This window comes from Arsukibacterium sp. (genome assembly GCF_018402695.1).
In the GTDB taxonomy this organism is placed as follows: Bacteria; Pseudomonadota; Gammaproteobacteria; order Enterobacterales; family Alteromonadaceae; genus Alishewanella.
In genome coordinates this window covers 460,744-482,492 of sequence record NZ_JAGYIM010000009.1, presented here as the reverse complement: position 1 = coordinate 482,492, position 21,749 = coordinate 460,744, and the positions used below count along the sequence as shown (strand labels likewise).

The window sequence follows — 21,749 nt, the reverse complement described above, 5'->3', positions numbered from 1 at the left end:
CCAGTGCATTAATGGGCATTAAACATGAACCTGTAACGACCAGACGCTTACGGTTTTGAGGTAGATGACCATAAATTAACGTCGCGAGAGAAAACTGATGAGTTTAAGAAAAAAAATAACGTTAAAACCACACCCCAGACTTTCATCGACGACAATCAGATTGGCGGCTATGACGATTTGAGAGATTATTTTGGCATGGAGCAGGCGGGGCAAACCGGTACCACCTATACGCCTGTACTAGCCATTTTTGCAGTCGCCTTTTTAATGAGCTTAGCCACTAGTTTTGCATACATGCCTGGCGTTAATTTAATAAACATAGTTGAATTGTTCGTTGCCTATAGCATGACTATATTGGCCATTCAAAAGCTGCGCGATCTATACACATTTTCTAACTCCTTTATTACCTATGATCTGTTAGCCATGCGCCATATCAGATATGCCTATATCTACCCGTTTGCAGAAGCGTTTGCCGGTATTGGAATGCTAGCGTCGATATCGGGATTTATAGTTGGTCCTGTATCCTTATTTATCGGGACTGTAGGCGCTATTTCGGTATTTAAGGCTGTATATATCGACAAACGAGAGCTTAAGTGCGCGTGCGTTGGCGGCGATAGTAATGTTCCGCTCGGGTTTGTTTCACTCACAGAAAACCTATTCATGATTGGAGCTGGTGCATGGATGTTGTACTCAGCTCTTTGAAAGTTCATTGGCATAAACACCCATACTACTACCAAAACGTTCGACAGTATTCTTCACTGCAGCCCAACACTGCAGCGAAGCAGGTTAATGATTATTCCGTTTGCTGTTTACGGTTATCGTTTTTGTGCACCCAATGATATAGCACCGGCAATACTAGCAACGTCAGCAAGGTTGACGAAATAATACCGCCAATAACCACTGTCGCCAGCGGTCGCTGCACTTCAGCACCGGTGCCAATATTAATCGCCATCGGCACAAAACCAAGGCTCGCGACCAAAGCGGTCATTAGCACAGGACGCAGCCGGGTCAGCGCGCCTTCCGTTATCGCTAACAGCAAGTCACCTTTCTCACGCCAGAGATCGCGAATAAAGCTCAGCATCACCAGACCGTTCAACACCGCCACACCTGATAAGGCGATAAAGCCAATGCCAGCAGAGATTGATAAAGGCATACCCCTCAAATACAAGGCCAACACACCACCGGTGAGCGCCAACGGCACACCGCTAAAGATAATCAACGCATCTTTAAATGACGCAAAAGCCATCACCAGAATACCTAAGATCAGCAGTAACGTAACAGGCACAACGATGCTAAGGCGCTGACTGGCGGACTCCAGCTGCTCAAAAGTACCACCATAATCCAGCCAGTAACCGGCTGGTAATGTAACGTCACGGTTGATTTGGGCCTTTACCTCTTCTACAAAACTACCAAGGTCTCGCCCGCGCACATTCGCAGTTACGACTACCCGGCGTTTGCCATTTTCACGACTAATTTGAGCCGGTGCTGGCGATAAATCTAAGGTAGCTACTTCCTGTAACGGTACAAAGTCCCCATTTGGTAATGGCACCGGCAACACCGCCAGTTTGTCCAGATCGCGACGAAGGATTTCCGGCAAGCGCACAATCAGCTCAAAGCGTCTGTCGCCTTCATACAGAATACCGGCCGACGTACCACCAATTGCCGCTGATACCCAGTCCTGTAGTTCAACCACATTTAAGCCGTAACGGGCAAGCGCGGTTCGGTTGGGGATCACCGACAAGGTTGGCAAACCAGTGACTTGCTCTACTTTAGTATCCGCAGCACCTTGCACCTTGTTGACCGCTTGCAGAATTTGATTAGCGCTTGTAACCAGCTGATCTAAATCATCACCAAATACCTTAATACCCAGATCTGCTCGTACACCAGAAATCAGTTCATTAAAACGCATCTGAATAGGTTGGGTAAATTCATAGTTATTGCCCGGCAATGTCGCCAAAGCAGCTTCCATTTCAGTGACCAATTGGGCTTTGGTTTTATCCGGATTGGGCCATTCACTGCGCGGTTTTAATATCACAAAGTTGTCAGCCACATTGGGTGGCATCGGATCGGTCGCCACTTCTGCCGTACCAATTCTGGCAAACACTTTATCAACCTCAGCAAAGGTTTTGATCTTTTCCTCCAGAATTTCCTGCATTGCAACGGCTTGTTCTAACCCGGTGCCCGGAATACGCATGGCATGTAAAGCGATATCGCCCTCATCAAGCTGAGGCACAAACTCCGCCCCCAACGTGGTCGCCAACCACAGACACACACCAACCAGAGCACTGGCCAAGCCAATCACCAGCCAGCGAAATTTCAGTGCCAGCGCTAATAGAGGTGCGTACAGGGTTTTAGCGCCTCTTATAACCGCACTTTCTTTTTCACTGATTTTACCATTTAAGAACACCGCCACAGCGGCAGGCACAATGGTCAGCGACAACACCATAGCTGATAACAGGGCCATCACCACAGTCGCTGCCATTGGATGAAACATTTTACCTTCGACACCGGTCAGCGAAAAAATAGGGATATACACTATGGTAATGATAGCCACACCGAACAAACTGGGCCGGATAACCTCTGCTGTTGCCAGATACACTGTATTTAAGCGCTCTCTCAGCGGTTGGATACTGCCGTTGTGTTGTGCCTGTGCCAGGCGGCGAACCGCATTTTCGACAATAATCACCGTACCATCAACAATTAAGCCAAAATCCAGCGCACCCAGGCTCATCAGGTTGGCAGAAACGCCGGCTTGTACCATGCCGGTAATGGTCATCAGCATTGATAGCGGGATCACCGCCGCAGTGATTAACGCCGCCCGCAGGTTGCCCAGTAGGATAAACAACACTACGATCACCAGTAATGCGCCTTCCAGCAGGTTTTTACTGACGGTTGCAATGGCTTTATCCACTAAGGTGGTGCGGTCATATACTGCTTCAGCACTTACACCCTCTGGCAGAGAGCTTTTGATCTGCTCCAGCTTTTGCGCCACATCCCGTGCCACTGTGCGTGAGTTTTCACCAATTAACATCATGGCTGTACCCAGCACCGCTTCTTTGCCATCCTGAGTTGCTGCACCAGTTCGCAGCTCTTTGCCAATGGCAACATCGGCAACGTCACTCAGCTTTACCGGTATTGTGTCGTATTGCGTAATAATGACATTAGCAATGTCATCCAGTGAGGTTAACTGACCGGGCGAGCGTACCAACAGTTGCATGCCCTCACGTTCAATATAACCGGCCCCCCGGTTGTCATTGTTGGCTTGCAGGGCCAGTTCAACATCCTTAATACTCAGGCCATAATTAAGCAGTTTCAGTGGGTCGGGTAACACATGGTATTGCTTGTTGTAGCCACCAATACTGTTTACTTCCACCACACCTTTAACCTGTGCTAATTGTGGTTTTATGATCCAGTCCTGGATTTCCCGCAGTGCCATGGCATCGTAAGGTGAACCATTTTGTTGCAGCGCGCCCGGCTTGGCCTGCACCGTATACATAAAGATTTCACCAAGCCCGGTTGAAATAGGACCCATTTCAGGCTCTATGCCCTCAGGCAACATATCCTTGATAGCGCCCAATCGGGTGTTGATTAAATTGCGGGCAAAGTAGATGTCCGTACCTTCTTCAAACACCACCGTTACCTGAGACAAGCCATAGCGTGACAATGAGCGGGTATAACTTAAATTGGGTAAGCCATACAGGGCAGTTTCTACCGGATAGGTAATACGCTGCTCTGCTTCAAGTGGCGAATAACCCGGTGCCGCCGTGTTTATTTGCACCTGAACGTTAGTAATATCCGGCACTGCATCAATCGGTAACTGTTGGTAGCTCCAACTACCAATGGCAATAATCAACAGTGTCAGCGTTAAAAATAGATACCGCCTCGCAATAGCCAGGCGCAACATGGATTCAATCATAGTGCCCCCTTAATGATCATGCTCGGCTTCAGATTTTTCAATATCCGCTTTTAACAGATAGCTGTTTGTAGTGACATACAACTGGCCGGGCTTTAAACCGGCAATCACTTCGACATAATCCATGTCGCTACGGCCAAGCTGCAATGGGGAAAAGACATATTCGCTATTGTTTTTCACGAAGACACCGCTTTTATTGTCCAGTATTTGAATGGCAGATTTTTTAACGGCAAGCTCAACGTTGAATTCACCGCTTATCACAGCTCCTTCGATCATTTGCCCGGACGACAGTTTACCGTCACGGTTATCCAGCTTAACTCTGGCCAGTTGATACGGCTGGGTTAATGACGGGATGATATGCGCAATTACGCCTTTAATCTCAGTGTCAGCGGCCATAATGACCACGTTTTGCCCTGTCGCGACAGCAACTTGTTGTGACGGATACAGGCGAAAATCTACCCACAGGCTGCCAAAATCAGCAATGCTGAACAGCGTCTGCTGCTGTGCGACTTCACCAACATTGGCGCTGCGCTGAATAATAACGCCGTCAATTGGTGCTTTAATGGCATAGGTATTTAAGCTCTCATTTGACTCGACAACGGCCAGTACATCGCCTGCCTTTACGCTGTCACCCAGCGAGAACTTCACCGAGGTAAGAATACCGGGAAAACGGGCATTAACATGGCTGATGCGGTTTGGATCAGCGCTAAGCTTGCCATAAACTACCTGATGTTGGCGTAATAACTGGCTGTCAGCACGATCAGTGACAATATTTACCGCTGTAGCAATATCATCACTAATGCTGCTGCTTAGGGTTTCATTGTGTTCATGCTCGTCGTTTTCGTCGTGCCCTTCATGCTCATTGTGTTCTTCATGTTCTTCGTTCTCGCCATGTTCTTCGTGCTCTTCATTTTTCTTAGCGTCAGATTGCGGTTTTACCGCTTGCTCTTTGGCATGGACATGCGCATGTTCTTGCTCATTGGCGGCCATTACATGCATCGGCATAAGCCAGACTGCTATAAACGTTGCCAGTGTTACATGTGGTTTCATAATGCTATCTTCCTGTATGTTTTGTTTGCCACGTCGCACAGTTAATGAAGTGCGGCAGCGGGGCAATAATCTTGTCGGTTACTGGGTTACCGGCTCGGCGGTAAGCTGTTCAATCGTCGCCTGGCTCAATAGCACCGCAGTGGCGGTTTCCAGTATTTGTCTTTTTGCCTGCAACAATTCTTGCTGGGCATTAAGCCAATCCTGATAATTTGAGCGCCCGCGCTGGAAAGCATCACGAGTAAGATCCAGCGCTTGTTCCAGGTTGGGGATCACGTACTGCGCCAACTGTTGGTGACTGGTAATAAATTGCTGCCGTTGCGAGTACGCATCAAACAAGCGCTCATGCAGGATCAGTAAGCTATCCTGCTGCCGATACTCAACATTGTTTCGCTCTGCCAGCGCAGCTTCGATGGCTGCACTATTGCGACGTTCAGCAAATAACGGCACTGAGATACCAAAGGTAAGGCCTGTATCATCACTGGCCTGATAGCGTCTTACCCCTACTTGCCAACTCAGATCGGCGCGATTTTGGCTTTGCGCCAATCGCACTTCGGCGTCTTTTAACCGACGTTCAGAGGCAAAAATGGTTAGCGCCGGCGATTGTTGCAGCCGCTGATACAGCTCGGCAAAAGGGCGGCTTTGACCAAAAGCAAACAAATTTCCTGCCACAACGTTAAAGTTGGCGCTGGTATCACCCCAAAAACGTGCTATGGCTATTTTTTGCCGCTCAATGCGCTGCAACAGGGCGTCCCGCCCGATCTGAACCTGAGCCAGTTGCGCCTTTGCGCGCATGATTTCAGCATCTGACAAAGCACCGCTGGCGGCACGTTTTTCTGCGCTTTGCAGCAGGGCTTCTGAGAGCTCTACGGCCTCTTCTGTCAGTGTCAATTCCTGCTGGCTGGCCAATAGATTAATATAATTGCGGGTAAGCTCTGCCAGCACATCGAGGGTTTGCGCTTGTTGCTGCCAATCAAGAGTATTGAGCCTGGCGTCTACTACCGCAGCGCGCCACTGAGCTTTATTATCCAGCTCTATCACGGAAGACAAGGCGACTGTCAGCTCAGCACCGGCCAGCCCTCTGGCCTCTCCGGTGCCCGCAACGTTCTCAAGATCTACACCGAGTTGATAACCGGGTTTAAGGCTTTGCACCTCACGCTCTGCCAGCAGTCGCTGTTGGGTAAATTTAAACTGATGCAGCTGCGGGTTGTGTTGCAGTGTTTTATCTATTGCCTGTTGTAATGTCAGTGCTTGCGGCTCGGCACGTAGCGGAAGCGCGCAAAATACCGCCGCCAGTATTGCTGGCAGCATTAGTGTCATACGCATGGGTATGCTCCTGAAAGTTAATCGTTAATAAAAAAAGATAAACAAGCAGGATCAGATATTTGGTGGAGGAACCGGTGGGCGATAGCTAATGAGGTTTAACCCTGGTTGGGTAGCGGCTATAACGCTGTCACGGAAGTTAAGTAGTTCCATGCCCTGAAAAAAAGCGATATAGCAGGAGACATGAGCATGATTACTGTGTTCGTCGGCTTCATGCTCAGAGTTATGTTCAACGTTATGTGCAGTGATTTGCTCACTGCTTACGTCGAAAAGGGTATCTGAGTGGCAGTGTTCATGTTGCAGGTCGGTGTAGGCATGGGCATGATCAGGCAAATGCATAACTAATGCATCACAGGCCATCACGGCATGATTCAGCATAATCAGCAATAGTAATAATAAGCCTGATGTACGACCTGACATAAATCCCTCAGTAAGTTAGCGCCATGGTAGCGCTATTGCAATACAACAACAAGTAACTCTTTTACGCTTTAATTTGCAAGATCCTACGCGCACCATTGAGTACAACTAATCCGATGATGAAACCCACTACCAAGTCTGGGTAAGGTGATCCTGTCCAAATAACCAGTATGCCAGCCAAAATAACGCCAACATTGGCGATAACATCGTTGACAGAAAAAATCCAACTGGCTTTCATGTGCGCACCGCTTTCTTTTTGTTTATGAATTAGTAGCAGGCATGTCACATTAGCAATCAAAGCAATCGCTCCCATAGTGATCATCAAAGTTGATGCTGGCTCGCTGCCCAAAAGATACCGCCGTATGACCTCGCTAATCGCTCCCAACGCTAAAGCCAATTGAAGCCAGCCAGCAAGTTTTGCGGCATTTAATTTAGTTTTGCTACTTCGCCCGACAGCGTATAGCGCAACTCCGTATACGGCTGCGTCGGCAAACATATCCAGAGAGTCGGCTATTAAACCGGTCGATTGCGCCAACCAGCCAGTCACAAACTCTACCGCAAACATCACAGCATTAATGGCCAGCAACCACTTCAGAATAAAACCCTCCCGTTGCGAACCTGACGCCGTCGATTGGCTGACCTGGATTACTTCCTCTTTTTGTACCGCCCCGGTTTTTGTAAGGGACGCACCCAGCCCTAAGCTATTCATTTTTGCTTCAATTTCATTCGCATTATCAGCGTGAAAAACGCGAACCTGCCTTTGCGGGATATCAAACTGTAACAGAACATCAGACGAAACTGTTTCCAGCGCCATACGTACTAAGCGTTCCTCAGACATGCAATCCATTTTAGGCACCCGGAACTCACTGACGTTGCTATATTTCTCATGAAAACCCGGTGCGTCGGCGCTGTTAGTTACAATGTTGCTCGTGACACTACCCTTAGTATTGTTGCTGTCTTCTGAATTCATTACCGATAAACCTTGGGTTGTTATGGAACCTAGTTTAAAGTCTATAGTAACTATAGAGTCAATAGGCCGCAGCATGATAATAAAAATTGGTGAGCTGGCAAAAATCTCCGACTGTTCTGTGCAAAGTATCCGTCACTATGAAAAGGAGCAGCTTCTTTCGGCGAAAATACGTAGTGATGGCAATTTTCGTCTCTATGATCAGGCCGACATCGAGCGACTGCTATTTATTAAACACTGCCGGAGTTTAGATCTAAGTTTGGGAGAAATTCGTCAGTTACTGAGTTTGAATGACTCGCCAATGTCGCAGTGTGATGATGTCAATCAGATGATTGAGCAGCATATCGAGCAGGTAGAACGCCGGATAGCGGAATTAACACTGCTTAATAAACAATTAAAAGCTCTGCGTCGTAGCTGTACCTCAAAGCGCACGGTTGAGCACTGTGGTATTTTAAAACAATTGAACAAAGCCGTTAGTCAAAACAACTGAGCTATTTTTGGACTAAATGTAGAGGATACTCATGCATCAGCACAATCACTCCCAGCAAAAAGATGAAAGTGACAGTCGCATCGCTATGGCGTTTTTTCTTAATCTGGTATTTACCGTAATTGAGTTTGTCGGAGGTTGGTTAACCAACAGCACGGCAATTATGGCAGATGCGGTACATGATTTAGGTGACTGCTTATCAATTGGTAGTTCTTGGTTATTGAACCGACTTGGCCGTAAGTCTGCAAATCATAAATTTACTTATGGTTATCGCCGGCTCTCATTGTTGGGTGCGTTAGTTAACAGCCTGGTTCTTATTGGCGGATCGGTATGGATATTAACGGAAGCCATTCCACGTCTGTCCGATCCGGTTATGCCAATGACCGAAGGCATGATTGCACTGGCACTTCTTGGTGTAACTGTTAATGGGTATGCCGCTTATCGGCTAAGCAAAGGAAATACACTGAATGAGAAAGTACTGAACTGGCATCTATTGGAAGATGTGCTGGGTTGGGTGGCGGTACTCATTGTGGCCATAGTTCTGCAATTTGTGGACTGGCCTATTTTAGACCCTTTGCTTTCTATTGGTTTCACCTTATTTATTTTGGTTAATGTTTTACGCAACCTCAGCACAACTGCGCGCTTATTTCTGCAAGCAGCGCCAGATAGCAAATTGCAAAATGAAATCCAAGATACTTTGCTGAAAATTGATGAGTTAGACAGCATTCATCACCTGCATCTCTGGTCGCTTGATGGTGAACATCATGTACTCACCGCACATGTGGTAACCGATGCAAGTATAGAATTTACTGCAACTAGTTATGCTGATATCAAACAGCGCATTGCCAACGCATTGGATCAGTTTGATCTAGCACATACCACGATAGAGCTGGAGCTAACACAAGAAAATTGTCGGGATGATGATCCGCATAAGGTGCAGTGAAGTGACCGTCATTACAACGTTAGGTTTATTTATCATTACTGCAATAGCAGAAATTGTCGGCTGCTATTTGCCTTACCTGTGGCTGAAAAAAGGAGCTTCAGCCTGGGTGCTGTTACCTGCTGCAATCAGTCTGGCATTATTTGCCTGGTTGTTAACGCTTCATCCAACGGCTGCTGGGCGTGTTTATGCAGCTTACGGCGGAGTATATGTGACAGTAGCATTAGTGTGGTTATGGGGAGTAGATGGCATTCAACCACACCGCTGGGATCTGGCTGGCGTGGGGCTAATGCTTGCAGGCATGGCAGTGATAATGTTTGCCCCGAGGTGAAGCAAGTTTTATACCGAGTATCCGTTTGAAAGTTAGACAACCGTCTCGACTATCGCTGGACTATTGCCAATTATGATCAGTGACGGCACTGATGCGGAAGTTGTAAGTAGAATTGCAGCACCCATGGTGGGTGGCATCATAAGCGCAGTGGTGCTAACTTTATTGGTGTTGCCTGTAGTGTATTATTTATGGTGCCGACATTCGTTGCTAGGTTAACGTCCCGTTGGTATTCATTTGGGGCGCTAAAATGGCGCCTCAAATTTTTTAGCGAAAGGATTTGAATAGATTTTAGGATGTGTCACTACGCATTATGTCTAACCTTTGCTTCATCGGTGTTGCTAAGTTTTAGATGACGAAGTACCAAATTTGCCTCTGCCACCCCTACCCTGTGATCTAAATCGCTCATGTTTTTCTCCTGTTTTATGTTCGCATCAGGTATAACATCGCCAGTTAAGTGCGCTTTGCGCCTGCATTATTCGACGATCAACTCGCCTAAATACATTTTCATTTGACAGTGAAACGCATAGCGTCCAGGTAATGAGGCAGGTATGCTGACACTCACTTTTTTGTTTAACGGTAAAGTGGCATTAATATCCAAATCAGGGATGAGTAATGTCTCAGAACAAGATGACGCATCTAATCGTGTAAAAGTGATCACAGTGTCTTTATTAGCCGCTATTTTGATAGTTGATGGTTGATATACTCCATCTTTAACGACTATTTCAATCGCCCCATCTTGCATAGCCACGTTGGGCGATTTGTACATCCAAAACCACCAGACAATAAGCAGTATCAATCCGAATCCTGCTACGTTAATCCACATCATAATTTCAAACTCCTAATGTTTTTTGGCTTTAAAAAAACGCAACCGATTGGCATTGGTCACCACAGTAAGCGAAGAAAACGCCATTGCGGCACCTGCAATAACTGGACTCAGTAATAGACCAAAAAAGGGATATAGAACGCCTGCTGCAAAAGGAACACCTGCAACGTTGTAAATAAACGCGCCAAATAGGTTTTGCTTTATATTGGTAAGGGTGGCTTTACTGATTGCGATTGCATCAGCTAAACCATGCAAAGAGCCGCGCATAAGCGTGATATCTGCACTCTCAATGGCCACATCGGTACCTGTTCCAATGGCAAAACCTACATTGGCATGAGCCAGTGCGGGGGCATCATTTATGCCGTCACCGGTCATGCCAACTATTTCTCCATTGGCTTGGTATTCAGCGACTTTTTTGGCTTTATCTTCTGGCATCACTTCAGCCACGAAATCGGTGATCCCCACCTTGCTAGCAACCGCTTTGGCGGTCATTCGGTTGTCACCGGTTAACATAACCACGCGGATCCCGTTATTCTGAAGACGCTTAATGGCTTCAATCGAGTCCGATTTAATCGGGTCTGCCACGGCAATAACAGCCGCTAGCTCTGCATCAATGGCAAAGTACATAGGCGTTTTAGCCTCAGCTGCGAGTTGTTGGGCTTTGTTTAAGAACTTGTCTATAGCAATGCCCTGCTGTTTCATTAATCTTTCATTACCAAACAGCAGCCTTTTGTTCTGCAACGTTGCTTGTACACCCATGCCCGATAATGAGACAAAGTCAGTGACTTTTTTAGGGGAAATACCCTTATCTGCCGCAGATTCAACGATGGCCATGGCCAAAGGATGTTCCGATCCTGCCTCCAGACTGGCGACTAACAGCAAAATGTCATCTTCAGTTTGCGAACCGGCAACGATAATATCCGTTACTTTAGGTGCCCCCTCCGTTATCGTGCCTGTCTTGTCGAGAACCATGGTAGTGATCTTGGATGCTGTCTGTAATGCCTCACCGTTACGGATTAAAACGCCCGCCTCAGCTGCTTTGCCTACGCCGACCATCACCGACATCGGCGTAGCCAATCCTAATGCGCATGGGCAAGCAATAATCAACACTGTCGTCGCCGACACAATCGCAAATGCTACCGCTGGAGAGGGGCCAAAGTTTAGCCAAGCTAACGCACTCAGTACCGCAATAATCATAATCACTGGTACGAAGTAGGCTGAAATTACATCCGCTAAACGTCCTATTGGTGGTTTAGAGTTTTGTGCTCTTTTCACCATATTGATAATTTGTGCAAGCGCAGTATCTTTACCCACACGTGTCGCTTTAAATACAATCGAACCAGATTTATTGATGGTACCTGCAACGACCTTATCGCCTAACGATTTCTCGACCGGCATCGGCTCTCCCGTTAACATCGACTCATCAATTGATGTGTAACCTTCGACGACATCGCCATCAACAGAGATTTTTTCACCTGGACGTACTCGGATCAGATCGTTTTGCAATACGTCTTCAATTGGAATATCTAGGTCTTTGTCGTCTCGTATTACTCTGGCTGTTTTAGCTTGAAGCCCAATAAGCCGTTTAATCGCTTCTGAGGTTTTTCCTCTTGCTTTGATTTCTAACGCCAGACCCAGATTAATCAGCCCGATGATCATTGCCGTTGCCTCGAAATATACGTGCCGAGCCATCAACGGAACCGCCTCGGGAGCAAAAACAACCACCATGGAATAGAGCCATGCAGTGCCTGTCCCCAATGCAATGAGTGTATCCATATTGGCAGAATGATTTTTAAATGAATTCCATGCACCGATGTAGAAATGTTTACCGGCAACGACCATCACCCCTAGTGTAAAGACACCAACTGCTAACCAAACCATCTGCTCTGCGAACGTATTGACGGTCATCTCACCCACGAATAAGCTGTACACCATTAATGGAATACCCAGCGCCAAGGCAATCGTCATTTTGCGCATTAGCGTTTTATAGTATTGCCAATCCGCTCGTTCTTTTTCTTCTAATGCGTCTTCTTCACTTTCGCTATTGGAGAATTTAGCGTTGTAGCCTGCGTGTTCAACGGCTTTAATAAGGCTCTTCTCACTAGCGTTTCCGGAAACCGATACTGTGCGCTGAGCAAAATTCATTTCAGCGGAAACTACGCCATCAACAGACTTTAAGGCACTTTCTATTTTTCCAACACAGCTTGCGCACCCAGCGCCTTCAATAATCAGGGTAACTTCTGCCAGTTTATCGGTAGTAACCTGCTCCTGCTTATTTTCACGGCTATCAGCTTGCTGAACGGCTTTTTCCTGCTTTTTTGCTGAACAGCAACAGGACTTAGGTTTATTTGCTTGATTAACATCAGTGGCGTTTTTCATGAGCATTCCCCTCCATCAATTGATAATTTCATTTGGTTTCACTGCCAACTTCAACTTCGATAAATTCTTCAATTAAGTAGCAAATTTGATTCCCAGTGGGGGCTTTGTCTTCCTTACTGTCCCAACTATCAACAGCGGCAAGCATTCTTTTGCGTAGCCTAAGCATATCTAGGTAGCGTTGTTGAGTTTCATGCAGTCGCTTATCGATTAAGCGTCGCACCGTGGGACATGCCGACTGACCATCGTCAGCTTTGGCGATAATCTGGGTAATATCCTCCACTGAAAACCCTAAATCCCTGGCACTTAAAATAAAGCGAAGACAGCTCTGTTCTCTAATATTGTAAAACTTGTATCCATTTGCAGTAGACTTAGTAGGCGCAAGCAGCCCGATCCGAGTGTAATACCGCACTGTATCTGCACTTACCCCTAGTTTTTCTGCTAGTTGTCTAACGCGCATTTAATAGATCTCCAGGTGATGCTTCTCACGATATAAATTAGGTCTTTCCAAACCAAACTGTGGTCTTAGCCAATGACTCAATCCTAGGTTTCAAACCCACTCTAAACCTGTGAGCTGCACACAGGTCAATACCTTGATTTATTTTTGTCGATAGCGTCGCAAGTATTAATAGTATGCATTTGATATAAAACGAGATACGCGCAGTAGCCTGCGGTTTAAATATGCTCGTATCAGGTAAAAAAATTAATATGTTTAAAAGTTGCACCCCATTACATCGGTGGCCCAACTGCGGTTGTCACAATGCTAGTAGTAATTAATACGAGCAGACCTACACACGCTTCAGCAAATATAGAATGTCTCAGCTTTATGTGTCCTTTATCTTTTTGTAGTATGTGGGGGACGAGAAAAAACTTATGCGCAAACGCAAAGACAAGCAGTACTAACACGCCGGAAATTTTGAGCATAAAAAGTTGACCATAGGGGCTAGAAAAAAGCGCGTCTATGCTTGGCAATAGCTGCACAAACATTGCTGAGCCGACAATCAGCAATATAGTCACTCCCCATGACGCAAAACGACCAAACCGGTCCATCAATACATAAAGTTCATTTCTGTTAAAGGAGGAACATGCATTTATCAATGGCAAAAGAGAACCAAGCCACGCAAAAGCTAGCGCCACATGCACGGTAATAAGTGAGATACTTCCAAACCCAAGCGCGTTGGTATGTCCAGAGAGGGTAAATGAAGCGCTGAGTAGCAATATTACTATAAGAGCAGATAGCCCAAAGAAAACTAACTTAGTCTTACTATTGAGAGGATTAGTTAACCTTAATACATAAACCATCATAGCAGTCGCTATGGCAAACGCTAGTGCTCTAACAAGGGTTAATGTGCCAACTGAGCTAACCCAAAGCATATTAAGCATAATGGGTTCAATCATTCCCTTCAAACCAGTTTCGGACATGTTTCCCACTTGCATGAAAAAGTCAAAAAGGTTAGCGATGAATCCAACAGTAATAAATAAAACACCATACTGGCTAATGGTTGTTTGCCATTGTCTAACAACACAGTAGCGAGTTGACAATGCATCGTGATGCGTAAATAAAAGCATAGCTGAAAAGCCACCAATGGCGGCCGCTATACCTAAGTACACCAGAAATTTATTCAAAATGAGTAATGCTGTCCAAATTTCTGGTGTCATGGTGGTTACCTGTTAATGGTTGTTCTGTCCAGAGTGGTCCATCTTTTTGTCATTCATGTCTTTCATGTCTTTCATGTCTTTCATGTCTTTCATGTCTTTCATGTCTTTCATGTCTTTCATGTCTTTCATGTCTTGCATTTTGTCCATTGCATGGACCATAAACGAAAAGTTCCCCTTCATTTTATGCCCATCATCACCCATGATTGTCCAAGATACTTTGTAAGTGCTTGGCATTAACATAGGCAAATTGTAGGAAAAGGTGTCACTTGCCTCTATGGTTGGTTTAAACGCTGTTTCGATAGGCTCACCTTCAATATTAGCGATAGATAAGCTCACCAAACGAACAGGATTACCAAACGTCACTTTAATCATTTCAGGACTTTTCATCAGCATGGCATTGTCAGCAGGCATAGACGATGTCAATCCTGTGTGCGCGAATACCGACATACTGGTTATTGCTGCGAATACTATTGCGATATACTTTTTCATTTTTTATCTCTCTTATGTGAAGTTCTAGGGTTAAAAATTATCGTCTAGTTGCTGTATCTGACTTTTTTTCCAAAGTAAATAAATAGCGGGTAATACTAAGAGCGTTAGTAACACTGCACTTACCATTCCTCCCACCATGGGTGCTGCAATTCTACTCATGACTTCTGAGCCTGTTCCTGATCCATATAATATTGGAAGAAGGCCTATAATAATCGTTAGCGCAGTCATCATAACGGGACGGACTCTCAAAGCCGCAGCATTTAACACCACATTGGTAAGGTTATCTAAAGATGGACGAGTATTGTTATTGCGGCATTTCTCCAGCATCTCTTTGTACTCTTGGTTCAGATATACAAGCATTATTACTCCTATTTCAACGGCTACACCAACTAGCGCAATAAATCCAACGCCCACCGCAACTGAGAAATTAAAGCCCTGTAGATACATCAACCAAATGCTACCAACCATTGCCAATGGAACGGTTCCAAGGATGATCGCCACCTCAATAGCATTTCGAAAGTTCAAGTACAGCAGTACAATGATGATTGCCAATGTTAATGGCACCACATAGGCAAGCTTCGCTTTCGCCCTCAACATGTATTCATACTGTCCTGACCACTTGATAGAGTAGCCCGCTGGCAAGGCAATTTGTTCATTTACTGCTTTTTGTGCGGCGACAACGTAGCTACCAATATCGACTCCATCAATATCAACAAATACCCAGCCGTTTAGTCTTGCATTCTCGCTTTTAATGCCAGGAGGACCGTCTTCAATATACACATTGGCAACATCAGCCAATGCAATACGCTTACCTTGTGGCGTAATAATCGGTAATAGAGATAAAGCCTCAGGAGACGAGCGATACGACTGCGGGTAGCGAACATTAACAGGGTATCTCTCTAAACCTTCCACGCTTTGCGTGACATTCATGCCACCAATCGCACTCGCCACAACTGACTGAATATCAGCGATGTTTAAGCCATAGCGAGCCGCTTTTTCACGCTGAATATCAACTTTTACATACCTTCCGCCAGCAACACGCTCTGAGTAAACAGATGCAGTGCCTTCAACTGTCGCTAATATAGTTTCTATTTGTTGCCCAATGCCTTGAATTTCTTTGAGGTCAGGCCCGCCAATTTTTATGCCCACTGGCGTTTTTATTCCCGTTGCAAGCATATCAATTCGGGTTTTTATTGGCATCACCCACGCATTTGTTAAGCCCGGGATGTCGATTAGCGAATCAAATTCTTTAATAAGATCATCGCTGCTTAAGCCTTCTCGCCACTGGGATTGAGGTTTAAGTTGGATAAACGTTTCTATCATGGTTAGCGGAGCGGGATCTGTGGCTGAGTCTGCCCTACCCACTTTTCCAAACACAGTTTCAACCTCAGGGACTGTTTTAATCAGCTTGTTGGTTTGTTGCAGTAACTCTCTAGCCTTACCAATGGATATGCCAGCATACGTTGTGGGCATATACATCAAATCGCCTTCATTTAAGGGCGGGATAAATTCACTGCCTATTTTATTAACTGGCCAAAAGCCAACTACCAAGACCATAAGGGCTGCTAGCAAGGTTATCCTTGGAAACTGTAGTACTTTTCTTAAGGTTGGAATATATAAAAATGATAGGATTTTATTAACCGGGTTTTTGTTTTCAGCTAAAACCTTGCCACGAATGAAATAACCCATAAGCACTGGCGCTAGCGTAATCGCCAATATTGCAGCCGCGGCCATGGCGTATGTTTTAGTATATGCCAAAGGTGAGAACATCCTCCCCTCTTGAGCTTCTAAGGTGAATACGGGCAGAAAGCTAACAGTGATTATTAGTAGGCTAAAGAAGATCGCAGGGCCAACTTCTGTCGCCGCTGCTGTCACCACGCGCCATCGATTCTCATTGGTAAGCGGTGTTTTTTCCATGTGCTTGTGCATGTTTTCAATCATCACAATTGCGCCATCTACCATTGCCCCTATTGCAATGGCGATACCGCCTAGCGACATAATATTGGCATTTATTCCCTGAAAATACATCACGATAAAAGCCGCTAAAATACCCACGGGAAGACTAATGATAACGACCAGTGATGAGCGAATGTGAAACAGAAAAGCGATACACACCAGCGCCACCACAGCAAATTCTTGAAGCAGCTTATATGCTAAGTTTTCTACTGCTCGCTCTATTAAGGCTGATCGGTCATACACCGTCACTATCTCTACACCATCGGGAAGGCCTTTTTTAAGTTCTTCTAGCTTGGCTTTTACGCCATCGATGGTTGTTTGTGCATTTTCACCAAAGCGCATAACCACAATACCACCAACGGTTTCTCCCTTGCCATTTAACTCAGCAATTCCGCGCCTCATCTGCGGCCCTAATTGCACATCGGCGATGTCTTTAATCAGCAATGGTGTTCCCTTGTCATTGACGCCTAAGGGAATTAGCTCAATATCTCGCTTATTTTCTATATAGCCTGTTGCTCTAACCATGTATTCAGCTTCAGCCATTTCAATAACCGATGCGCCAATCTCTTGGTTCCCCCGCTTAATTGCCGTTTGAACATGTGACAATGGAATGCCGTATGCTCTGAGCTTGTCGGGGTCAACTCTGACCTGATATTGCTTAACCATGCCGCCAATGGCTGACACTTCTGAAACACCCGATACGGTCTGCAGCTCAAACTTTAAAAACCAATCTTGTAAGCTACGCAACTGACTAATATCGTGCTGGCCAGTCTTATCGACCAATGCGTAAAGATAAACCCAGCCCACACCCGTGGCATCAGGACCTAGTTGTGGCTTTGCATTTTCAGGCAAGTTCGGTGCGACCTGAGATAAGTACTCTAATACGCGGCTTCGTGCCCAATATAAATCGGTATCATCGTCAAATATAATGTAAACAAAGGAGTCACCAAAAAACGAAAAACCACGTACCGTTTTGGCGCCAGGTACCGATAACATTGCCGTTGTTAAAGGATACGTAACTTGATCTTCGACCACTTGAGGAGCTTGCCCAGGGTAACTCGTTTTTATAATAACTTGTACATCTGACAAGTCTGGCAAGGCGTCAACAGGTGTGTGTTTTACCGCTATTAATCCACCGCCAACAATTAGTAGTGCGACAAGCAAAACAAAAAAACGGTTATTGATAGACCATTTGATAATAGCTGTAATCATTGGTGTTGTTCTCCATGACCCGAATGATCAACTTCCGTTTTTGTCTTATCCGTCTCAGAAGGCTTGTTCATATCGTGCACGTCATGCAAGCCGTCCATGAGCATCATATTGCCGTCTTCATCAACAACATGAATGGTAGTAATTAAATAGTCTCCCGCTTCCAACTTCCTGATTTGAAGATGCAGTGACATACCTGCGGTTAACTGCGCAATATTAATGTCGTCTGCTACATTGAAATCCATAGTCATGCTGGGCCAGCCCCAATCTTCAATCTCCGCGTGGTCGAGATTAACCATACGGTGATCTACCATCACGCTATTGACCGTTGCGGTTGTCCACACCGTGGTTGGCGCTTCTTCAGGCTCTTCCATTCGTTTAAAATCTGATGAAATACTACTTTCAGAGTCCAACAAGAACTGCGCGGAGGTAACAATGCGATCATCATTATTCAGACCTGCTAAAATCTCAGTGTATTCATTGGCAATATTACCCACTTCAACTTTAATAGATTTAAAGCGACCCTCGCCTAATGCCAACACTACTCTATCTTGTGTGCCGGTTCTTATAACCGCTTCAGTTGGAACGAGCAGGTTTTCATCGTCTAGATCAGAATGAATCGTCACCTGAGCAAACATGTTTGGTTTTAAAAAGTAGTCTGAATTTTCAAACCGTAGCCGCGCCTTTAATGTTCTTGTTTTTTCGTCAAGCGTTGGGTAAACGTAATCCACTTTTCCTTGCCACTCTTTACCTGGCAAATACTCTAACGTCATTGTGACGGCTAAACCCACTTCAATCTGATTGGACTGGCGTTCAAATATTTCAGCATCGACCCATACTTCATCTAAGGCACCAATCGATAAAATAGTCACGCCGGGTTTTACGTAAAAGCCTTGCCTTACATTGAGATTATCAACAAAGCCGGTCTGTGGCGCTGTGAAGATAATAGTGTGTTGCACCTTACCCGTTTGATCCAGCTTCTTAATGGCTGAGGCCGGCATTTGTAGCGCTGTTAAACGAGATGTAGACGCTTCAATAAGGTTGGCGTTTTTACGACTGCGAGCAAGTAAATACTCTTCTTGGGCGTTCACTAATTCAGGGGAATAGAGAGCATATAATGGATCGCCTTTTTTTACATAGTCACCGGCGGCTTTAACATAGAGATTGTCAATCCACCCTTCAACGCGCGGATGAATCTGAACAAGGGTGTCTTCGTTATACCTTACATAGCCAACTGTTCTGATGGGCACATGTAGGACTTTTTTCTCAACTTTAGCGGTTCTTACACCTAGGTTATTTTCCACATTAGGGTGTATTTTTATCGTCCCAGGACTATCCGAATTGCTGCCGCCTTCATTATAAACAGGAACAAGATCCATACCCATGGGGGACTTTCCCGGTTCATCTCTCCTATAGTTAGGATCCATTGGCGCCACCCAATATAAGGGTTGGTCAGCGTCTGCGGTATTCTCAGAAGCATCGTTATTACTTGGCGGCATGATGAAGGTATATCCAAGCGCAGTAATCACTGCACCTGCAATTAGACCTATAACAAGGGTGCTAGCATTTTTCACTAGTTGTCTCCGAAATGAGTATTGACGATTGTCGGATCATCACTAAAAAAGTAGTTCAATTGTGATTGGGACTTGAGTAAGTCAACATCTATATTGAGTGCATCTATTCTGGCGCTAAGATCGGCTATTCTCGCTCTAACGACTTCGGCAAAATCACCGTCATCATTGGTATATGCAGTTAATGAAGCTTCTGCTAGGTCGTTCATTTGCAACAATATATCGCTCTTATATAAGGCTTCTCGTTGCAGCAGTCTTTGGTGCGCGGCATAGGCTGATTGTAGTTGCGATAACAGCGATCGTAGTGCAAGACTTTTTTCGGTCTTTATGGCCTCAGCTTGACTGATGGCCGCCGACACCTCTTGGTCTTGCTTATTGCCGGTAAACAGAGGGAGATCAAAAGATATACCCACAGAGATGAAATCAGCTCTACTTCGCCCGATTTGATCATCGGCACGGTATGCATAGCTTGCATTAACGCCCCATTGCGGTTTGTATTGCTGCTTCGCTAAATCAATACCGGTTTTACTTGCCTCAATCTTCTGCTCAAATACCAAGACATAAGGATGATTATTCAGCAAGTACGCCAATGTTTGCATGTTGCCGCTTTCTAAGTCGCCTTGGGCATCTAGATATAAAGGCCGGATGGTTGGTAGACGTTCAGGTAAGGTAATATTTTGCTGGAAATGCGCCGAGTTTTTAGGCCAAGCAGCCTCATCAGACAACCATTCTAAAAGTTGCGCGGTTGCTTGTTCTTTTTGGGAGTGTAATTTGGTAAGCCTATCTTCGAGCCTAGTTAATTCTAGCTGCGCTCTTACAATATCTTGCTGTCGTACTTTACCGATAGCAGACGAATAACTGGCTCGTGCAACTTCGCCTAACTGTTCAAACAAGGCTCGGTCATGCTCAATTAGCGAAATAGTTTGTTGCGCGCGAAATATCTCTAGCCACTTTAGTGATACTGCCAGTGTTATTTTGGCTATTCTATCTTGACGCATTATCGGGTGTTGTTTGGCGACCTCTTGCAATTGCTTATGACGGATATCTAAACTATCTCCTCGCGGAAACGTTTGCGTCACGCCCGCTTTTAGCTGGGTCATTGGCTCTTGATCAAACGCAAACCCGTCGGTCGGCAGGTTCGCTAGGCTAATTGACACAACCGGATCGGGTAACGTGGATGCCGCCACACTGTTTGCTATTATTGCGTCTTCGCTATATTTGCTCCCCTTTAACCAAGGATCTTGCTTTATTGCAGCTACAATTGCTTCGTCTAGGGTTAAAACACGTGAGTCAGCGGCAACTGCGTAAGCAGTAAACAATATGAACGTTGTTATTGAAATGAAAGACATGAAGCGTTTCATTAAAATTGCTCCTCATAAGTCGCCACTTCCGCATATACTGTTGAACTGCCGTTGGCATGCAAAAGGAGTATTTGGTAAGGCATAAAACGCTCTGCCATTTCCATTCCAGGCGAACCAATAGGCATTGCAGGCACTGACAAGCCAATGCTGTTCGTTGGAACTTTAGCTAGATATTGCTTGATGAATTTTGCAGGTACATGCCCTTCAAATACGTAACCCTCTTTTGACTCTGCGGTGTGGCAAGAGCGGTAATTCGGAGCAATACCTTTGTCTTCCTTTAGATCAGAAAGAAATGTGACATCGTTAGCAGTAATATCAAATCCGTTATCTTCTGCATGAGTTATCCATTTTTGGCAGCAGCCGCATGTTCTACTTTTAAACACCGTCAGCGCAATCCTGGGCGGTGGCGTTGAATCGTCTTTGACTATTTTGGGTGTATGAGGATCAGATGCATCTGAGCATGCAGTCATTATAAAGAGCAGTGCAATTAGGGTTCCTTTAACAAGCAACCAGATAGAAAATTTCATATATAAGCCCTCTTAAAAATGTGTGTAGTATGATTAATCGAACATACCCAAAACTATGCCGAAGCTTGTTTGCCTATTGCGATTAGCAAAAACCGAGAATGGCTAAACAATGAGGTACTTTGGAGGGCGCTGAAATCGCGAGAGAAAAACACTTGTAAATGCTGGGACGAAAGAAGTTGCTTTTGTTGCGGTAAAAATTGGATACGGTGCTAAATCATTTTCAACAAGAGCAGAAATAGTTAATAAACTGGCAGGGCAACAGCAGTCCTTTGCACAACAATTCATGTCGCTACTATCCGTTACGCTATTGCTATAGCGAAGACTGTAAGTATCTATCTCGATAATATTGGACATCA

Annotated in this window: 18 protein-coding genes and 2 pseudogenes; 5 read left to right on the top strand and 15 right to left on the bottom strand. The window is 45.3% G+C overall.

The genetic code is table 11. From position 1 onward, the window contains the following. The first annotated feature begins 177 nt into the window (after positions 1–177). The gene (locus tag KG631_RS04285; protein ID WP_213995633.1) at positions 178–699 is read left to right on the top strand and encodes a MauE/DoxX family redox-associated membrane protein; all 522 of its coding nucleotides are present in this window, start codon (positions 178–180) and stop codon (positions 697–699) included. Between the two features lie 91 nt (positions 700–790). Here KG631_RS04285 and KG631_RS04280 read toward each other — a convergent pair whose 3' ends face one another. From KG631_RS04280 to KG631_RS04260, 5 genes are all read right to left on the bottom strand, one after another. Next, on the bottom strand, positions 791–3,913 hold the full coding sequence (locus KG631_RS04280) for a CusA/CzcA family heavy metal efflux RND transporter (protein ID WP_213995632.1): 3,123 nt from the start codon (positions 3,911–3,913) through the stop codon (positions 791–793). Between the two features lie 9 nt (positions 3,914–3,922). Continuing rightward, a complete protein-coding gene (locus KG631_RS04275; protein ID WP_213995631.1) occupies positions 3,923–4,960 on the bottom strand; it encodes an HlyD family efflux transporter periplasmic adaptor subunit in 1,038 nt (345 codons plus the stop codon). A gap of 78 nt (positions 4,961–5,038) precedes the next feature. Further along, a complete protein-coding gene (locus KG631_RS04270; RefSeq protein ID WP_019677885.1) occupies positions 5,039–6,283 on the bottom strand; it encodes a TolC family protein in 1,245 nt (414 codons plus the stop codon). Between the two features lie 51 nt (positions 6,284–6,334). Further along, positions 6,335–6,700 (bottom strand): cobalt transporter, encoded by a 366-nt coding sequence (locus KG631_RS04265; protein WP_213995630.1) that lies wholly within the window; start codon positions 6,698–6,700, stop codon positions 6,335–6,337. Between the two features lie 61 nt (positions 6,701–6,761). Further along, positions 6,762–7,667 (bottom strand): cation diffusion facilitator family transporter, encoded by a 906-nt coding sequence (locus KG631_RS04260; RefSeq protein ID WP_213995629.1) that lies wholly within the window; start codon positions 7,665–7,667, stop codon positions 6,762–6,764. Positions 7,668–7,740: 73 nt separating this feature from the next. On the opposite strand from KG631_RS04260, the gene cadR reads away from it, so the two are divergent. The 4 genes and pseudogenes from cadR to KG631_RS04240 all read left to right on the top strand — a co-directional run. After that, positions 7,741–8,154, top strand: coding sequence for a Cd(II)/Pb(II)-responsive transcriptional regulator (gene cadR / locus KG631_RS04255; protein ID WP_213995628.1), 414 nt, complete (start codon positions 7,741–7,743; stop codon positions 8,152–8,154). A gap of 31 nt (positions 8,155–8,185) precedes the next feature. Continuing rightward, positions 8,186–9,094, top strand: a complete 909-nt coding sequence (locus KG631_RS04250; RefSeq protein ID WP_213995627.1) for a cation diffusion facilitator family transporter — start codon at positions 8,186–8,188, stop codon at positions 9,092–9,094. 1 nt (position 9,095) lies between these two features. Beyond that, a complete protein-coding gene (locus tag KG631_RS04245; RefSeq protein ID WP_213995626.1) occupies positions 9,096–9,422 on the top strand; it encodes a YnfA family protein in 327 nt (108 codons plus the stop codon). Between the two features lie 48 nt (positions 9,423–9,470). Next, a pseudogene (locus KG631_RS04240) lies at positions 9,471–9,638 on the top strand (efflux RND transporter permease subunit); the annotation flags it as partial. A 118-nt stretch (positions 9,639–9,756) separates the two neighbouring features. On the opposite strand, the pseudogene KG631_RS19175 reads toward KG631_RS04240, so the two are convergent. From KG631_RS19175 to KG631_RS04195, 10 genes and pseudogenes are all read right to left on the bottom strand, one after another. Next, positions 9,757–9,828: pseudogene (locus tag KG631_RS19175) on the bottom strand (cation transporter); the annotation flags it as partial. Positions 9,829–9,894: 66 nt separating this feature from the next. Next, on the bottom strand, positions 9,895–10,248 hold the full coding sequence (locus KG631_RS04235) for a cupredoxin domain-containing protein (RefSeq protein ID WP_213995625.1): 354 nt from the start codon (positions 10,246–10,248) through the stop codon (positions 9,895–9,897). A gap of 12 nt (positions 10,249–10,260) precedes the next feature. Next, the gene (locus KG631_RS04230) at positions 10,261–12,624 is read right to left on the bottom strand and encodes a heavy metal translocating P-type ATPase (RefSeq protein ID WP_213995624.1); all 2,364 of its coding nucleotides are present in this window, start codon (positions 12,622–12,624) and stop codon (positions 10,261–10,263) included. 28 nt (positions 12,625–12,652) lie between these two features. After that, complete coding sequence (locus KG631_RS04225; protein ID WP_213995623.1) at positions 12,653–13,081, bottom strand: MerR family transcriptional regulator; 429 nt, start codon at positions 13,079–13,081, stop codon at positions 12,653–12,655. 269 nt (positions 13,082–13,350) lie between these two features. Next, a complete protein-coding gene (locus KG631_RS04220; protein ID WP_213995622.1) occupies positions 13,351–14,280 on the bottom strand; it encodes a CopD family protein in 930 nt (309 codons plus the stop codon). 12 nt (positions 14,281–14,292) lie between these two features. Next, the gene (locus tag KG631_RS04215; protein WP_213995621.1) at positions 14,293–14,769 is read right to left on the bottom strand and encodes a copper resistance CopC family protein; all 477 of its coding nucleotides are present in this window, start codon (positions 14,767–14,769) and stop codon (positions 14,293–14,295) included. A 30-nt stretch (positions 14,770–14,799) separates the two neighbouring features. Then, a complete protein-coding gene (locus KG631_RS04210; protein WP_213995620.1) occupies positions 14,800–17,937 on the bottom strand; it encodes an efflux RND transporter permease subunit in 3,138 nt (1,045 codons plus the stop codon). Further along, positions 17,934–19,508: an efflux RND transporter periplasmic adaptor subunit gene (locus KG631_RS04205; RefSeq protein ID WP_213995619.1), complete on the bottom strand. Its 1,575-nt coding sequence runs from the start codon at positions 19,506–19,508 to the stop codon at positions 17,934–17,936. Before KG631_RS04205 ends, KG631_RS04210 begins: the two co-directional genes overlap by 4 nt. Further along, a complete protein-coding gene (locus KG631_RS04200; protein ID WP_213995618.1) occupies positions 19,508–20,866 on the bottom strand; it encodes a TolC family protein in 1,359 nt (452 codons plus the stop codon). The genes KG631_RS04205 and KG631_RS04200 overlap by 1 nt, the downstream gene beginning before the upstream one ends. Next, the gene (locus KG631_RS04195; protein WP_213995617.1) at positions 20,866–21,393 is read right to left on the bottom strand and encodes a DUF411 domain-containing protein; all 528 of its coding nucleotides are present in this window, start codon (positions 21,391–21,393) and stop codon (positions 20,866–20,868) included. Before KG631_RS04195 ends, KG631_RS04200 begins: the two co-directional genes overlap by 1 nt. Positions 21,394–21,749 lie beyond the last annotated feature (356 nt).

Coding starts and splice junctions, on each gene's coding strand:
- KG631_RS04225 (WP_213995623.1), bottom strand. CDS start 13,081: ATGCGCGTTAGACAACTAGCAGAAAAACTAGGGGTAAGTGCAGATACA.
- KG631_RS04210 (WP_213995620.1), bottom strand. CDS start 17,937: ATGATTACAGCTATTATCAAATGGTCTATCAATAACCGTTTTTTTGTT.
- KG631_RS04270 (WP_019677885.1), bottom strand. CDS start 6,283: ATGCGTATGACACTAATGCTGCCAGCAATACTGGCGGCGGTATTTTGC.
- KG631_RS04230 (WP_213995624.1), bottom strand. CDS start 12,624: ATGAAAAACGCCACTGATGTTAATCAAGCAAATAAACCTAAGTCCTGT.
- KG631_RS04265 (WP_213995630.1), bottom strand. CDS start 6,700: ATGTCAGGTCGTACATCAGGCTTATTATTACTATTGCTGATTATGCTG.
- KG631_RS04275 (WP_213995631.1), bottom strand. CDS start 4,960: ATGAAACCACATGTAACACTGGCAACGTTTATAGCAGTCTGGCTTATG.
- KG631_RS04260 (WP_213995629.1), bottom strand. CDS start 7,667: ATGAATTCAGAAGACAGCAACAATACTAAGGGTAGTGTCACGAGCAAC.
- KG631_RS04220 (WP_213995622.1), bottom strand. CDS start 14,280: ATGACACCAGAAATTTGGACAGCATTACTCATTTTGAATAAATTTCTG.
- KG631_RS04235 (WP_213995625.1), bottom strand. CDS start 10,248: ATGATGTGGATTAACGTAGCAGGATTCGGATTGATACTGCTTATTGTC.
- KG631_RS04250 (WP_213995627.1), top strand. CDS start 8,186: ATGCATCAGCACAATCACTCCCAGCAAAAAGATGAAAGTGACAGTCGC.
- KG631_RS04280 (WP_213995632.1), bottom strand. CDS start 3,913: ATGATTGAATCCATGTTGCGCCTGGCTATTGCGAGGCGGTATCTATTT.
- KG631_RS04195 (WP_213995617.1), bottom strand. CDS start 21,393: ATGAAATTTTCTATCTGGTTGCTTGTTAAAGGAACCCTAATTGCACTG.
- cadR (WP_213995628.1), top strand. CDS start 7,741: ATGATAATAAAAATTGGTGAGCTGGCAAAAATCTCCGACTGTTCTGTG.
- KG631_RS04215 (WP_213995621.1), bottom strand. CDS start 14,769: ATGAAAAAGTATATCGCAATAGTATTCGCAGCAATAACCAGTATGTCG.
- KG631_RS04200 (WP_213995618.1), bottom strand. CDS start 20,866: ATGAAACGCTTCATGTCTTTCATTTCAATAACAACGTTCATATTGTTT.